The 14,403-nt window shown below is 66.6% G+C and carries 14 protein-coding genes; 3 read left to right on the top strand and 11 right to left on the bottom strand.

The window, feature by feature from the left end; translation table 11 throughout:
- Positions 1-37: 37 nt before the first annotated feature.
- The 10 genes from ABIC94_RS22390 to ABIC94_RS22345 form a co-directional block, all read right to left on the bottom strand.
- Positions 38-895, bottom strand: a complete 858-nt coding sequence (locus ABIC94_RS22390; RefSeq protein WP_354375177.1) for a substrate-binding domain-containing protein — start codon at positions 893-895, stop codon at positions 38-40.
- Positions 892-1,611, bottom strand: a complete 720-nt coding sequence (locus ABIC94_RS22385) for an ABC transporter ATP-binding protein (protein WP_354375176.1) — start codon at positions 1,609-1,611, stop codon at positions 892-894. Before ABIC94_RS22385 ends, ABIC94_RS22390 begins: the two co-directional genes overlap by 4 nt.
- Positions 1,608-2,366, bottom strand: coding sequence for an ABC transporter permease (locus tag ABIC94_RS22380; protein WP_354375175.1), 759 nt, complete (start codon positions 2,364-2,366; stop codon positions 1,608-1,610). The genes ABIC94_RS22385 and ABIC94_RS22380 overlap by 4 nt, the downstream gene beginning before the upstream one ends.
- A gap of 95 nt (positions 2,367-2,461) precedes the next feature.
- Positions 2,462-3,934 carry a M81 family metallopeptidase gene (locus ABIC94_RS22375; protein ID WP_354375174.1) on the bottom strand — a complete coding sequence of 491 codons (1,473 nt, stop codon included), beginning with the start codon at positions 3,932-3,934 and terminating at the stop codon, positions 2,462-2,464.
- The gene (locus tag ABIC94_RS22370) at positions 3,931-5,187 is read right to left on the bottom strand and encodes a Zn-dependent hydrolase (protein ID WP_354375173.1); all 1,257 of its coding nucleotides are present in this window, start codon (positions 5,185-5,187) and stop codon (positions 3,931-3,933) included. The genes ABIC94_RS22375 and ABIC94_RS22370 overlap by 4 nt, the downstream gene beginning before the upstream one ends.
- Positions 5,188-5,221: 34 nt before the next feature.
- Positions 5,222-5,935, bottom strand: coding sequence for an ABC transporter ATP-binding protein (locus ABIC94_RS22365; protein WP_354375172.1), 714 nt, complete (start codon positions 5,933-5,935; stop codon positions 5,222-5,224).
- Positions 5,932-6,702: an ABC transporter ATP-binding protein gene (locus ABIC94_RS22360; protein ID WP_354375171.1), complete on the bottom strand. Its 771-nt coding sequence runs from the start codon at positions 6,700-6,702 to the stop codon at positions 5,932-5,934. The genes ABIC94_RS22365 and ABIC94_RS22360 overlap by 4 nt, the downstream gene beginning before the upstream one ends.
- Positions 6,699-7,667, bottom strand: coding sequence for a branched-chain amino acid ABC transporter permease (locus ABIC94_RS22355; protein WP_354375170.1), 969 nt, complete (start codon positions 7,665-7,667; stop codon positions 6,699-6,701). Before ABIC94_RS22355 ends, ABIC94_RS22360 begins: the two co-directional genes overlap by 4 nt.
- Positions 7,668-7,675: 8 nt before the next feature.
- Positions 7,676-8,536: a branched-chain amino acid ABC transporter permease gene (locus ABIC94_RS22350; RefSeq protein WP_354375169.1), complete on the bottom strand. Its 861-nt coding sequence runs from the start codon at positions 8,534-8,536 to the stop codon at positions 7,676-7,678.
- A 25-nt stretch (positions 8,537-8,561) separates the two neighbouring features.
- The gene (locus ABIC94_RS22345; RefSeq protein WP_354375168.1) at positions 8,562-9,767 is read right to left on the bottom strand and encodes an ABC transporter substrate-binding protein; all 1,206 of its coding nucleotides are present in this window, start codon (positions 9,765-9,767) and stop codon (positions 8,562-8,564) included.
- A gap of 198 nt (positions 9,768-9,965) precedes the next feature.
- On the opposite strand from ABIC94_RS22345, the gene ABIC94_RS22340 reads away from it, so the two are divergent.
- Positions 9,966-10,751: a FadR/GntR family transcriptional regulator gene (locus ABIC94_RS22340; protein WP_354375167.1), complete on the top strand. Its 786-nt coding sequence runs from the start codon at positions 9,966-9,968 to the stop codon at positions 10,749-10,751.
- A gap of 9 nt (positions 10,752-10,760) precedes the next feature.
- Here the strand turns inward: ABIC94_RS22340 and ABIC94_RS22335 are convergent, their stop codons facing one another.
- Positions 10,761-11,729 (bottom strand): LysR family transcriptional regulator, encoded by a 969-nt coding sequence (locus ABIC94_RS22335; protein ID WP_354375166.1) that lies wholly within the window; start codon positions 11,727-11,729, stop codon positions 10,761-10,763.
- Between the two features lie 108 nt (positions 11,730-11,837).
- On the opposite strand from ABIC94_RS22335, the gene ABIC94_RS22330 reads away from it, so the two are divergent.
- Together ABIC94_RS22330 and ABIC94_RS22325 are read left to right on the top strand one after the other, a co-directional pair.
- Positions 11,838-13,193, top strand: a complete 1,356-nt coding sequence (locus tag ABIC94_RS22330) for an aspartate aminotransferase family protein (protein WP_354375165.1) — start codon at positions 11,838-11,840, stop codon at positions 13,191-13,193.
- A 72-nt stretch (positions 13,194-13,265) separates the two neighbouring features.
- A complete protein-coding gene (locus tag ABIC94_RS22325) occupies positions 13,266-14,372 on the top strand; it encodes a substrate-binding domain-containing protein (RefSeq protein ID WP_354375164.1) in 1,107 nt (368 codons plus the stop codon).
- Positions 14,373-14,403: the final 31 nt, after the last annotated feature.

The following is a 14,403-nucleotide window of genomic DNA, read 5'->3' as shown; positions in this document are numbered from 1 at the left end:
GCGCGGCCGCGGCCATCGCCACTGCTCCCCCGCAAATTCAGTTCGCCAGCGCGTTCGGAAAGAACAGCTGCTCGCCGCCGATCTTGTAGGCCGCGATGGTTTGCTGACCTGTGGGCGAGATCACCCAGTCGACGAACTTCTGCGCGCCCTTGCTGTTGAGCGAGGGGAATTTGGTGGGGCTCACGACCATCACGCCGTACTGGTTGAAGAGCCGCTTGTCGCCCTCGACCAGCACCGCCAGGTCGGCGCGGTTCTTGAAGCTGAGCCAGGTGCCGCGGTCCGCGAGCACATAGCCGCCCGACGAGGCCGCGATATTCAGCGCCGGCCCCATGCCGCAGCCGCATTCCTTGTAGCCCGTGCCCTTGCGCTCGTTGGGCACCGGCTGCCCGGCCTCAGCCACGCCGGTTTGCGTCCAGAGCCGGCGCTCGGCCGCGTCGGTGCCGCTCTTGTCGCCGCGCGAAACGAAAGGCGCATTGGCGGCCGCGATTTTCTTCAGCGCGGCGACGATATCGCCGCCCTTCGCAGCCACCGGATCGGCCTTCGGGCCCACCAGCACGAAGTCGTTGTACATCACCGGATAGCGCCTGGCGCTGAAGCCCTCGGCCACGAACTTCTCTTCGGCCGCGGTGTCGTGCACGAACAGCACGTCGGCATCGCCGCGCTTGGCCATGTCGATGGCCTGGCCGGTGCCCACCGCCACCACCTTGATGTCGATGTCGCTGGCCTTCTTGAAAGCCGGCAGCAGGTGCGAGAACAGGCCCGATTGCTCGGTCGACGTGGTCGAGGCCATGGTGATGGTCTCGGCGCGCGCGGCCCCCGCGGCCAGGAAGAAAACCGCAACCGCCAGCGAGGCGCGGATGCCCGCATTGCCGCGGTGCTTGAGGAACGGATTCATGCCAACTCTCCTTTGACGAACAGGCGGGCCTCTTCGGGGAGCGGCCCATGGAAAAAATCGTGGACGGGCAGATCGGCCAGCACGCGACCGTGCTCGAGGTAGATCACGCGGCTGGCCAGCCGCTTCACCTGCCCGAGGTTGTGGCTCGCGAACACCAGCGTGCGGCCGGCGGCAGCTTCGGCAATGAGCGTTTCGACCTCGCGCTTGGCAGTGGGGTCAAGGCTGGCGGTGGGCTCGTCGAGCAGCAGCACCGCCGGATGCAGCGCCCAAGCGCGCGCCAATGCCACCCGCTGCTGCTGGCCGCCCGACAAGGCGCGCGCATTGCGCTCGGCCAGGTCTTCCAGCCCCACGCGCGCCAGCGCCGGAATGGCGGCATGGCGCGCATCGCGCCAGCGCGTGCCGCGCAGCCACAAAGCCAGCGCCACGTTGACCACCACCGACGCACGCAACATGTGCGGACGCTGGAACAGCATGGCCTGGTGGCGGCGCGGCGCGGCGCTGGTGAAGCTCCCGGCCGCATGCGGCACCAGGCCGTGCAGCAGCCGCAGCAGCGTGGTCTTGCCGCTGCCGTTGGCGCCGATGAGCGCCACGCGCTCGCCCGCCGCGATCGTCAAGGTGGCGCCCTGCAAGGCCGCCACGCGCCCCAGCCGAACGTCGACCCCGTACAGCGCAAAGACGGTGGTGTCGACACTCGCGAGCTGCACGTTTTCGTTCACGGGCGCGCCTCCGGCCGCCACCAGGCCGCCATGCCGCCGCCTTCGCCTCCCCCGCCGTCGACCCGTTCACGCCAGCCGCGCACGGCGGCAATGGCAAGGTTGAGCACCAGCACCACACCCAGCAATACGATGCCGAGGGCCAGCGCCAGCGGCAGGTCGCCCTTGCTGGTTTCGAGCGCAATGGCAGTGGTCATCACGCGCGTGAAGCCGTCGATGTTGCCGCCCACCACCATCACGGCGCCCACTTCCGAGACGGCGCGCCCGAAGGCGGCGATGAGCACGGTGAGCAAGGCATAGCGTTCGTCCCACACCAGGAGCAACGCCCGCACCAGCGGCCCGGCGCCCAGCGAGCGCAGCTGCTCGCCGTGGGCGCGCTCGGCGTCCTCGATGGTCTGGCGCGTGAGCGCCGTGACCACCGGCAGCACCAGCACCGTCTGCGCGAGCACCATGGCCTTGAATGAAAACAGCCAGCCCAGGAATCCGAGCGGGCCGGAGCGCGACAGCAGCAGGTAGATCACCAGTCCGACCACCACCGAGGGGAGCGCCAGCAGTGTGTTCAGCACCGTGAGCAGCGCGGCCCGGCCGCGAAAGCGCGCCACGCCGAGCCATGCCCCGAGCAACAGGCCGAACCCGCAGGCCAGCGCGCACGCACTGGCGCTGACCGCGAGCGACCGCCCGACGATGGCCAGCAGCACCGGATCGCCCGAGACGAGCAGCTGCCAAGCCGCGACGGCGCTCTGTGCAAAGGTGTTCACGCGGCAGGCTTCATGGGTGGAAGCGCCGCAGTATCGGGGTGTACTTCCAATTACCTATGCAAATTTTTGCATAGGTAGGCGAATACCCTATTCGATCAGATCGCGTCGAGCGGAAACACCGGCCGGCGCACTTTGGAAAACGGGAACAGGCTGTAGTCCGAACTGGTCACGCCCGGGCTGTCGCACTCGACCAGCGCGGCCGAGATCGGCTCGAACACCGGCCGGCAGTACATGCGCGACTTGAGCAACAGAAAGCGTTCCTTGCGCGGGTCGAGCCCCGCGCACTCGAAAACGCCGATGTCCCAGGGCTCCTGCGTGCGCTCGGTCACCACGATGCGCGCCGCGCCAATGTCGAACAGCACCGTGCGGCCCATGCTGCTGCGCTGGCCGGTGTAGGTGGGGCCGGTGATCACGTACTCGCCGTTGCTGACGGTGCGCACCGTGCCGGTCAGCGTGACGGGCTTCTTCGACAGGCCGATGCCTTCCAGCGACACCTTGTTGCCCAGTGCCACCGTCACCTCGGCGCCCTCGCCCGCCGCGATCAGCTCGGCCACCGCCTGCGGGTCGCACAGCGGGCCCACGCCGATGCCGTCGAGCCCCTGCGCCAGCGCTTCCTGCAGCACGTCCATGGTGTCGCAGCTGCCACCCGACATGCAGTTGTCGCCATGGTCGAGCAACAGCACAGGCCGCGTCGCGCCTTGGGCGATGGCCTTGGCACGCGCCACCGATTCGGCCAGCGGCTCGCTGCGGTAGACAAAAGCCTCGCGCTCGGCCCACATCTGCGCAGCGATGCGGTCGGCCGTGGTTTGCGCCCGCTCGGGCGATTGCGCATCGACCGCCACCACACTCATGCAGGGCGCCTCGATGTCCGACAGCGAGAAGCCGGCAAAGATCGACACCGCGAGCGATTTCGATTTTTCGGCTTCGCACGCTGCCTCGATGGCCCGCTGCATCGCGCCGGTGAACGACGCGCTGCGCAGCGTGTGCGCCATCAACGGCAACGGGTGCCAGCGCATCGCGGGCTTGCTGCGCCCCGCAAGCAGATCGAACAGGAGGCGGCCGGCATGCTCGCCCGTCTCGTACATGTCGATGTGCGGATAGGTCTTGAAGCCGACGATCACATCGGCATTGCCGACCATCGCGGGCGTCACGTTGGCATGCAGGTCCAGTGCCACGCCAATGGGAACGCCGGGCGCCGCGGCGCGCAGGCGCACCAGCAGGTCGCCCTCCCCATCGGCGCTGTTCTGCGCCACCATCGCACCGTGCAGGTCGAGCAGGATGGCGTCGCAGCCCGGCGCCGCGTCGACGATGCATTGGGTGAGCGTGGTGTAGGCCTGCGCATCGACCGGCCCGCTCGGATTGGCCGAGGCCGACACCGGCGTGACCACCGTCGCGCCCGCCTGCTCGGCCAGGTCGATGAAAGCCGACATCGCGGTGCGCATGCCTTTGTTGTCCTTGTAGGCCTGCTCGCCGAACGTGGGGCCTTCGGGTCCGAAGGCCGCGAGCGGCGTGGGCACCGGCGAGAAGGTGTTGGTCTCGTGGTTGAGCCGCGCAATCAGCACCTTCATGACGACGCCACTCCCGCGCTTTGCAGCATGGCCTGCAGCAGCACATTGCAGCCGGCCTCGAGGTGATCGGGCTGCGCATCCTCGATCTCGTTGTGGCTGATGCCGTCCAGGCACGGAACGAAGATCATTGCCGTGGGACACACGCGCGCCAGGTACACCGCGTCGTGCCCCGCACCGCTGATCACGTTCATCCAGGTCATGCCCTGCGCCTGCGCGGCTTCTCGAATGGCCGACACCAGCGTGGGCGTGAAGGGCTGCGGCGGAAAGTAGACGACCTGCTCCACCGTGGCCTCGACCTTGCCCTTGGCGGCGATGCGCTGTACCGACTCCTTCAGCTCGGCGTCCATGGCCGAGAGCACCACATCGTCCGCCGCGCGCAGGTCGACGCTGAGCTTCACGCGGCCCGGAATCACGTTGCGCGAATTGGGATAGTTCTCGATCCAACCGGCCGTGCCGCGTGCGTGCGGCGCATGGGCCAGCGCAATGCGGTTGACCTCGATCACCAGTTCGGAAGCTGCGAGCAGCGCGTCCTTGCGCAGCTCCATGGGTGTGGGGCCGGCGTGGGCTTCCATGCCCTGCATCACCACGTCGTACCAGCGCTGGCCGAGCGCTCCTTCGACCACGCCGATCACGCGCTCGTTGGCTTCGAGCACGGGTCCCTGTTCGATGTGGGCCTCGAAATAGGCGCCCACTGGCGACGCCGCGGCCGAGGCCGGTGCGGCGCCCGCATAGCCGATAGACGCGAGTGCTTCGGCCACGCTGATGCCGTCGTTGTCATGCTGCGCGAGCGCGTGCTCGAGCGTGAAGGCATCCACGAACACGCCCGAGCCCATCATCACGGGCACGAAGCGCGAGCCTTCCTCATTGGTCCACACGGCGATTTCCAGCGGCGCCTCGGTGACGATGCCGGCGTCGTTCAGGCTGCGGATCACCTCCAGCCCGGCCAGCACGCCATAGTTACCGTCGAATTTTCCGCCCGTGGGCTGGGTGTCGATATGGCTGCCCGTGACCACCGGTGGTAGTGTGTTGTCGCGGCCGGCGCGGCGCGCAAAGATATTGCCGATCTGGTCCACGCGCACCTCGCAGCCGGCTTCGCGCGCCCAGCGTGCAAAGAGATCGCGTCCCTGGCGATCGAGGTCGGTCAGTGCAATGCGGCAGACGCCGCCCTTCTCGGTCGCGCCGAGCTTCGCCAGTTCCATCAGCGAGCCCCAGAGGCGCTCGCCGTTGATGCGGAGTTGGGTTTGTGAGTTCATGGCTTTGCAAAAAGAAGAAGGAATGCGCGAAGCCTCAAGCAAGGCCCACGCCCAGATAGCGGTCTTTCACATCGTGGTCGGCCATGAAGGCGGCGTTGCCAGCGTCATGCACGATCACGCCCTGCTCCAGGATGTAGTGCCGATCGGCCAGTTGCACGCACACTTCCAGGTTCTGCTCCACCAGCAGGATGGCCACGCCGGCCGCCTTGATGAGCTTGAGCTGCGCGACGATTTCTTCCACGATGACCGGTGCAAGGCCTTCCACGGGCTCGTCGAGGATCAGCAGCCGCGGGTGGTTCATCAGCGCGCGGCCGATGGCCAGCATCTGCTGCTCGCCGCCCGAAAGCTGGCCGCCGCCGTTGCGGCGCCTCTCTTTCAAGCGCGGAAAGATGCGGTAGATGTCGCCCAGCTGCCAGGGCGAGTCGCGCCGTTGTCCGAGCAAGAGGTTTTCTTCCACCGTCAGCAGCTTGAAGACGCCGCGATGCTCGGGCACCAGGCACACGCCCCGCGTGGCAATGCGGTGCGGCGGCAGGCCCGCGATGTCCGCGCCCTGGAAGCGCACGCGGCCGCCGGTGGGCGTGACGGCGCCGGCAATGCTCTTGAGCGTGGTCGACTTGCCCGCGCCGTTGCGGCCCAGCAGCGTGACCAGTTCGGCCTCGCCCACATGCATCGACACACCCTGCAGCACATGGCTCTTGCCGTAGTGCGCGTGCAGGCCTTCGACCTCGAGGATGTTCCCCGCGCTCATGCCTTGCCCCCGGTGATCATGTTGCCCAGGTAAGCCGTGCGCACGCGCGCATCGGCCCGGATGTCGCCCGGCAGCCCTTCGGCCAGCACGCGGCCCAGCTGCATCACCGTCACGGTGTCGGAAATGTCCATCACGATGTTCATGTTGTGCTCGATGAGCACCACGGTGTGCGCGTCGCGCAGGCCGCGGATCAGCTGCTTCATGTCGTCCAGGTCGTCGATGCCCATGCCCGAGGTGGGCTCGTCCAGGAAGATGGCCTTGGGCTTCGCAGCCAGCGCCATGCCCACTTCGAGGCGGCGCTGCTGGCCATGCGACAGCTCGCTGGCGGGCACATCGGCCAGCCGCTCAAGGCCCACGCGCTCCAGCACCTCGGCCACCGTTTCGCCGCAGGCGCGCTCGCCGACCGGTGCACGCCAGCAGTTCATGGCCTGCCGCGGCGCAATGCCTTGCGCCGCGACGCGCAGGTTCTCGCGCACCGGCAAGCTCGCGAACAGGCTGGTGACCTGAAAGGAACGCGCCATGCCGCGCTGCACGCGCTTGTGGTCTGGCTCGCGCGTCACATCATGGCCGTCGAACAGGATGCGTCCACCGGTTGTTGTGCCGGTGCCCGTGAGCATGTGGAACAGCGTGGTCTTGCCCGCGCCGTTCGGACCGATCACCGAGTGCACGGTGTTGCGCTTGATCTTCAGGTCGACCCCGCCGAGCGCGGCGAACTTGCCGTAGTGCTTGGTGACGCCGATGGCTTCGATGAGTACAGATTCGCTCATGCCTTTTCTCCCTGGGCTACAGGCGCGTTCGACGCGTCCTTTGCGATGGGCCCCTTGCGGAACACGCGGCGCCATGCGCTCTCGCCCAGGCCCCAGAGGCCGCGCTGCATGCCGATGCTCACGCCGATCAGCAAGAGCCCCAGCAAGAGCAGCCATCGCGGCCACAGCGTGGAAAGCCAGTCGGCCAGCAGCACGTAGAAGGCGGAGCCCAGCACCGAGGCGAACAGGTTGCCGGTGCCCCCGATCACGGTAATGACCAGAATCATTTCGCTCGTGTGGTACTCGGCGTTCGACAGCGGCGCGATGCCGGTCATCATCGCGTGCAGCCCACCCGCAAGCCCAGTGACGGCGCCCGAAATCACGAAGGCCAGCAGCTTGAAGCGCTTGAGGTCATAGCCCACCGCGGCGGCGCGGTCCTCGTTGTCGCGAATGGCGAGCAGCGTGCGGCCGAACACCGAGTCTGTCACGCGCAGCAGCAGACCGAAGGCAATGAGGAAGATCACGGCCACGAAGGCGTAGTACCTCCAGGGCGTGTCCATGAAGGCGGGGCGCGGCACGTCGAGCAGGCCGTTGTCGCCGCCCGTGAGCCCCGAAGCGGTGTACGCCACGAAGTAGAACATCTGCGCGAAGGCCAGCGTGAGCATCACGAAGTAGGTGCCGCGCTGGCGAATGGCCACCCAGCCGACCACCGCTGCGCCGAGGGCTCCCATGGCGATGGCGGCCAGCAGCGCGATCGGCATCGGCAGTTGCAGCCGCGTGAGAAGAATTGCGATGGTGTAGCTGCCCAGCCCGAAGAAGATGCCCTGCCCGAACGACAGCAGGCCCGTGTAGCCCAGCAGCAGATTGCAGCCCAGCGCGGCAAGCGCGTAGATCAGCACCTCGCTCGCGAGCGAACCCGAGCGCAGCACCAGCGGAAGGCCCAGCGCGACGATCAGCGCCAGGAGGAATGTGATTTTTCTCGGCATGGCGATGTTCATCCTCTGCGGCCGAGCAGGCCATGCGGGCGCAGCAACAGCACTGCGCCCATTGCAACGTAGATCATCAAGCTCGCCCCCGGCGGCCAGATGGTGCTCATCAGGCTTTGCACGATGCCGATCAGCAGGCCACCGACCAGCGCACCGCCGAAGCTTCCGAGCCCGCCGATCACCACCACCACGAAAGCGACACTGAGTGCCTCCACGCCCATGAAGGGCTCCGCACCGCGGATCGGCGCCGCCAGCACGCCGGCCAGCGCCGCGGTGGCCGCGCCCAATGCGAACACCAGGCTGAACACGCGGAACACGTTGATGCCGAGCAGGGACACCATCTCGGTCGATTCGCTGCCCGCGCGCACCGCGCTACCGAGGCGCGTGCCTTCGAGCACCCACCACAGCAGCACCGCGAGCACGGCGGTGAAGCCGATCACGAACAACCGGTACTTGGGATAGATGAAGCTGCCCCACATCACCACGCCCTGCAGCAGGTCGGGCGTCGACACGCTGTTGCCGAGCGGCCCCCAGAACACGATGACTATTTCCTGTACCGCCAGCGCAAGGCCCACGGTCACGAGGATGTGGAACTCGTGTGCCTTGGCATAGACGCGGCGCAGCAGCAACTTCTCGGCCAGCCAGCCGAGCGCACCCACGAACAAGGGCACCAGCACCAGCGCGGCCCAGAAGTCGAGCCCCCACTGCATGGCCTGGAAGCACAGGTACGCGCCCAGCAGATAGAAAGCCCCGTGCGCAAAATTCACGAAGCGCAGCAGGCCGAACACGATGGACAAGCCAACGGCCAGCAGGAAATACAGCATGCCGATGCCGATTCCGTTGATGGTCTGGAGCAGGTAGACGGTCATGGGCGCGTCGGTGTCCTTTGCGGCCTCAGGCCAGCTTGCAGCCGGTCTTGTCGATGGGCAGGAAGGACTTGCCCGAGCTCACCACGTCCACATAGTCGGCCGGGTTCTTCATCTTCGACTTGGCCTTGCCCTTGAGCAGGTAGTAGTCCTTGATGACCTGGTGGTCGGCCTTGCGGACTTCTTCGGCGCCCGTGAGGCCTTCGTACTTCATGCCCTCGAGCGCCGCAATCACGGCCTTCTGATCGACGGTTCCTGCTTTCAGAATGCCGTCGATGAGGATCTTGGTGCAGACATACGAGCCCGCGAGGCTGTAGTTGGGCACGATCTTCAGCTTGTCGGCCGTGAGCTTCACCAGGTCCTTGTTGAGGGCGGTGTCGGCCGTGTGCCAGTACTGGGCGCCAAAGTAGACGCCGTCGCACAGGTCGGCGCCGAGTTCGTCGAACTGCTCCAGGCCCGACGCCCATGCGATGAGGATCGTCATGTTCTTGTGCATGCCGAAGCTCACCGCCTGGCGCAGCGCCGCCGACGATTGCGCGCCGAAGTTCAGCAGCAGCAGCACGTCGGGCTTGGCCGCCATGGCGTTGGTGAGGTAGCCGCTGAACTCTTTCTCGTTGAGCGAGTGGTAGCTGTTGCCCACGTGCTCGATGCCCTTCTCCTGGAAGATGTTCTTGGCCGCGCCGAGCAGGCCTTCGCCGAACACGTACTGCGGCGTGATGGTGTACCAGCGCTTGGCCTTGGGGCTAGAGGCGATCAGCGGGCGCACCGTCTGCTCGATGGCGCCGAAGGTGGGCACCGACCAGCGGAAGGTGGCGGGGTTGCAGTCCTTGCCGGTGATCTCGTCGGCGCCCGCGGTGGTAATGAAGATGCCGCCGGCCTTCTCGGCTTCCTTGCCCATGGCCAGCGCTTCCGACGACAGGATGCCGCCCGCGAAGAACTTGGCGCCCTGCTGCTGCGAGGCTTCCTGCACCTTGCGCACGGCGGTGGCCGGCTTGCCTTCGGTGTCGAGCACCGTGTAGGCCAGCGGGCGCTTGAGCACGCTGCCGTATTGCTCGATGGCCAGCTTCATGCCCAGGTCCGCGAACTTGCCGTTGGCCGCGAAGGCGCCCGACATGGGCACCGGACAACCGAAGCGGATGGCCTCGGCCGATTGAGCGAAGGCGGCACGGCCGGCCAGCAAGGAAGCGGGAGCGGCCGACAAGGCGGCGAGCTGAAGGAGGTGTCTGCGTTGCATGGAATTCTCCGGACGTGGTTTGGGGTAAGAGAAAGAAGAAGAGACGCGGCTTGAAGGTCGGCAGCGAATTTAAGCGGATAAATATGATTAATATGCTGGTAAAAACCCGCTAGCAATGGTCGTGCCAAAATTCGGGGAAGGTCCGGGCCCGATACCTGCTCCAGGTGCCTCATCACTCTCGAAAATGACTCTTTACGCATGAAATCGCCGCAGGACGCCATGGCCTTTGGGCAGAACCGCCCCAAGCGGCAAAAGCTCTCCGACGTCATCGTCGAGGAGGTCAAGCGCTGGATCGTTGCCGAGCGCAAGCAGCCAGGCGACCGGCTGCCGAATGAGAAGGAGCTGATCGAGCTCTTCGGCTATTCGAAGAGCACAGTGCGTGAGGCGCTGAAGGCATTGGAAGTGCGCGGGCTGATCTCCATTCGCACCGGCCCTGGCGGCGGCGCGTATCTGCAGCAGGTGTCGGTCGACCATGCGTCGGAGCCATTGCGCAACTTCCTGCACTTTCATCACCTGGACGGACACCACATCTACCAGCTGCGCAAGGTGCTGGAGCCCGAACTGGCCGTGAGCGTGGTCGGCAAACTGACGCCCGAGCAGTTCGAGCGGCTCGAAGCCAACTTGCGTCTTTGCACCATCGAACCCACCAACGAGGACGAGCTGCGCACCCAGCGCGAGGCCGAGCTCGCGTTTCACACCATGCTGGCCGAGGCCTGCCCCAATCCGGTGCTGTCCTTCATGTGTCGCTTCCTGAACGACCTGCTGCGCGACCTGGTGGTCTACAAGAAGGCGCTGGACCATCACCACTTTGGCGAGGCCAATGTCGACTATCACACGCAGTTGCTGTTGGCCTATCGTCGCGAAGATGCGGATGAGGTGCGCCGGCTGATGGCCGAGCACATGGTCGATGCCGAGGCGCACATGCATGAGATGGAGGCGCATATCGGGGCCAAGCATCTGTTGTTGCCTAGCGGGCAGCGTTAGCCGCTCAGCTCAGGCGTGGGCCTTTTGCAGGCACTCCTGAAACGCCAGCACCGCGCGTGACGGCTTCGGCGAGCGCCGCAGCAAGCTCACGAACCGGCACGCATAGTTGAATCGCGCCGGCAGCACCGCCTTCATGAGCCCCCGCTCCTCGAACACCTGCGCATAGTGGTCGGGCAAGAAACCGAGAAAGCGCCCCGAAAGAATCAGCGTGGCAATCGCCTCCTGGTCGAAGCCCGTGGCCTTGCGCGACAACTTGGCCCGATGACTCAGTTCCATGTTGGGCGAGTGATAGCCCAGGCCCGCGAAGTGGTGCTCGCGCAGCTTGGCCCAGGTGAGCTTCGCGTTGTTGCTGTCGAAGAGCGGATGCCCCGCGCCGCAATACAGCAGCATCGTCTCGTCGAACAGGTCGGCGTACACCAAGCTTTTCGAGGCGCGGTGCGCCGGGATGATGCCGATCTGGAAGTTGCCCTCCAGCACGCCCTGTTCAATCGCGTTGATCGAGCCCACGTGCACCGCCAGATTCACCTCCGGCGCCATCTCGGTGAAACGCGCAATGGCATCGCCGATGCGTGCCTTCGGATTCGTCGCTGTCTTGTCGAACAGCGCCACCTCCAGTTGTCCGCCCATGCGGTTGTGGATGTCGTCGATGCTGCCGCGAAAGGCGTCGACCGAGGCCAGCAGCCGCAGCGTCTCGTCGTACACGCGCTGGCCTTCGGCCGTGAGCGCAAAGCCGGCCCGGCCGCGCCGGCACAGCACCAGGCCGAGCCGCGTTTCCAGGTCCTTCACATGCCGGCTCACGGTGGATGTGCCGATGTTCAGCTCCAGCTCCGCCGCCGCCATGCCACCGCAGTCGACCACGCTCTTGAACACCTTGAGCAGGCGCAGGTCCATGTCGCTGAGCTGCCCCAGCACGGCGCGGTTGCGCGTGCTCGGCGCACCGTTCTGGGCGTCGCTTCGGGTCTTGGCCTTTACTTGCATGAAGTGTCAAGTGAACATTGATATTGCGCCATTCTCCACACTGAAGGCTGTGCCAACAATCTGCACACCTCATTACCCTTTTGGAGCCCGCCCTGCGCGGGAAGCGCCATGACCCTTGCAACGCCCGCCATCGAACCGACGCCCGCCCTGCGCACCGACGCCGCCTGGCTCGACGCGCACTGGATGCCCTACACCGGCAACCGCAACTTCAAGGCCGATCCGCGCATGATCGTGGAGGCCAAGGGCGCCTACTTCACCGACGGCGACGGCCGCAAGATCTTCGACGGCCTCTCGGGCCTGTGGTGCTCGGGCCTCGGCCATGGCCGCCCCGAAATCACCGAGGCGGTGAGCCGCCAGATCGCCAAGCTCGACTACTCGCCCGCCTTCCAGTTCGGCCACCCGCTCTCTTTCGAGCTGGCCAACAAGATCAAGGACCTGACGCCCTCCGGCCTCGACTACGTGTTCTTCACCGGTTCGGGCTCCGAAGCCGCCGACACCTCGCTGAAGATGGCGCGTGCCTACTGGCGCACCAAGGGCCTTGCCAGCAAGACGCGCCTGATCGGCCGCGAAAAGGGCTATCACGGCGTCAACTTCGGCGGCATTTCGGTGGGCGGCATCGCGGCCAACCGCAAGCTCTTCGGCCAGGGCGTGGAAGCCGACCACCTGCCGCACACGCAGATTGCGGCCAACGCTTTCACGCGCGGCATGTCGGAGAACGGCGCAGAGCTGGCCGACCGCCTGCTCGACCTGATCGCGCTGCACGACGCATCGAACATCGCGGCCGTGATCGTCGAGCCCTTCGCGGGTTCGGCCGGCGTGGTGATTCCGCCCAAGGGCTACCTGAAGCGGCTGCGCGACATCTGCACCGCGAACAACATCCTGCTGATTTTTGATGAAGTGATCACCGGTTTCGGCCGCTGCGGCGCGCTCACCGGCGCGGAAGCCTTCGGCGTGACGCCGGATATCATGAACATTGCCAAGCAAGTGACCAACGGCGCACAGCCGCTGGGCGCGGTGATTGCCAGCAAGGAAATCTACGACACCTTCATGGCAGCCGGCGGCCCCGACTACATGCTCGAGTTTCCGCACGGCTACACCTATGGCGCGCACCCGGTGGCCTGCGCCGCCGGCATCGCGGCGCTCGACGTGCTCCAGAAGGAAGACATGATCGGCCGCGTGAAAACGCTCGCTCCGCATTTCGAGAACGCGGTGCACAGCCTCAAGGGCGGCAAGCACGTCACCGACATCCGCAACTACGGCCTGGCCGCGGGCCTGACGATTGCCGCGCTGCCGGGCGAGCCGGCGCGCCGCCCGTACGAGATTGCGATGAACTGCTGGAAGAAGGGCTTCTACGTGCGCTACGGCGGCGACACGATCCAGCTTGCACCGCCTTTCATCGCCGAGAAGGCCGAGATCGACCGCCTCGTCAACGCGCTGGGCGACGCGCTCGCGGAAACGAACTGACGCACGGCGGTCGGCGGTGGGTCATGGGCGGCTCTGCATAATGAGCCCGCCTCCATTTCCCCGCCCGCCTTCGTGCAACAGATCGACCTTTCCTACGCGATCCGCCCCCGCCGGAGCGGCCAGCGGCAGATCCGCAATCCGCTGATGCAGCTGCTGCAGGCGGTGCGCGAGCACGGCTCCATCTCGGCCGCGGCGCGCGCGCTCGACCTGTCCTATCGCCACGTGTGGGGCGAACTCAAGCACTGGGAACAGACACTCGGGCATCCGCTGGTGCAGGGCGAGCAGGGCCAGCGTGCGCAGCTCTCCGAATTCGGCGACAAGCTGCTGTGGGCCGAGCGCCAGGCGCAAGCCCGGCTCGCGCCGCAGATCGAGGCGCTGCATGCCGAACTCGAGCGCGCCTTCGCCCTCGCCTTCGATGACCGCACCCATGTGCTGAGCCTGCAGGCGAGTCACGACGATGCGCTCGCGCTGCTGCGCACCCATGCGGCGGGCACGGCGCAGCTGCATCTGGACATTCATTTCACGGGCAGCGTCGACGCGATACGCGCGCTCAACCAGGGCCGCTGCGTGATGGCGGGCTTTCATACGCTGGAGCATCCGCCGCGCGGCTCGCTGGCCCAGCGCACGTATAAACCGCTGCTCAAGCCGGGGCAGCACAAGCTCATCGGCTTCGCCCGGCGCACGCAGGGGCTGCTCGTTGCGCCGGGCAATCCGCTGCACCTGCGCTCGCTGGCCGACGTGGCACGGCTGCGCGCACGCTACGTCAACCGCACGATCGGCACCGGCACGCGCGTGCTGCTGGACGAACTGCTCGCGCAGGCCGGGCTCGATGCCACGGCGCTCGCGGGTTACGACCGCTGGGAACCCTCGCATGCCGCGGTGGCACACGCCGTGGCGTCCGGCCAGGCCGATGCCGGGCTCGGGCTGGAGTCCGCCGCCCACGCCGAAGGCCTCGGCTTCGTGCCGCTGGTGCACGAGCGCTATCACCTCGCCTGCCTCAAGTCCGCGCTCGAACAACCCGCCATGCAGGCGCTGGTGGCGGTGCTGCGCAGTGCAAGCTGGCAGCACCTGCTCGGCACGCTGCCCGGGTACGAAACCGCGGGGAGCGGCGAGGTGCAATCGCTGCGCACGCTGCTGCCCTGGTGGACCTTCCAGCGCGAGAAGAATCACGCGCATTGAAGAACCGCCGGGCGCTTGGGTTAAGGTTGCG

The organism is Variovorax paradoxus (assembly GCF_040544635.1).
In the GTDB taxonomy this organism is placed as follows: domain Bacteria; phylum Pseudomonadota; class Gammaproteobacteria; order Burkholderiales; family Burkholderiaceae_C; genus Variovorax; species Variovorax paradoxus_R.
Note: the sequence above shows the minus strand (reverse complement) of the source record. Positions and strands in the feature narration are given on the sequence as shown.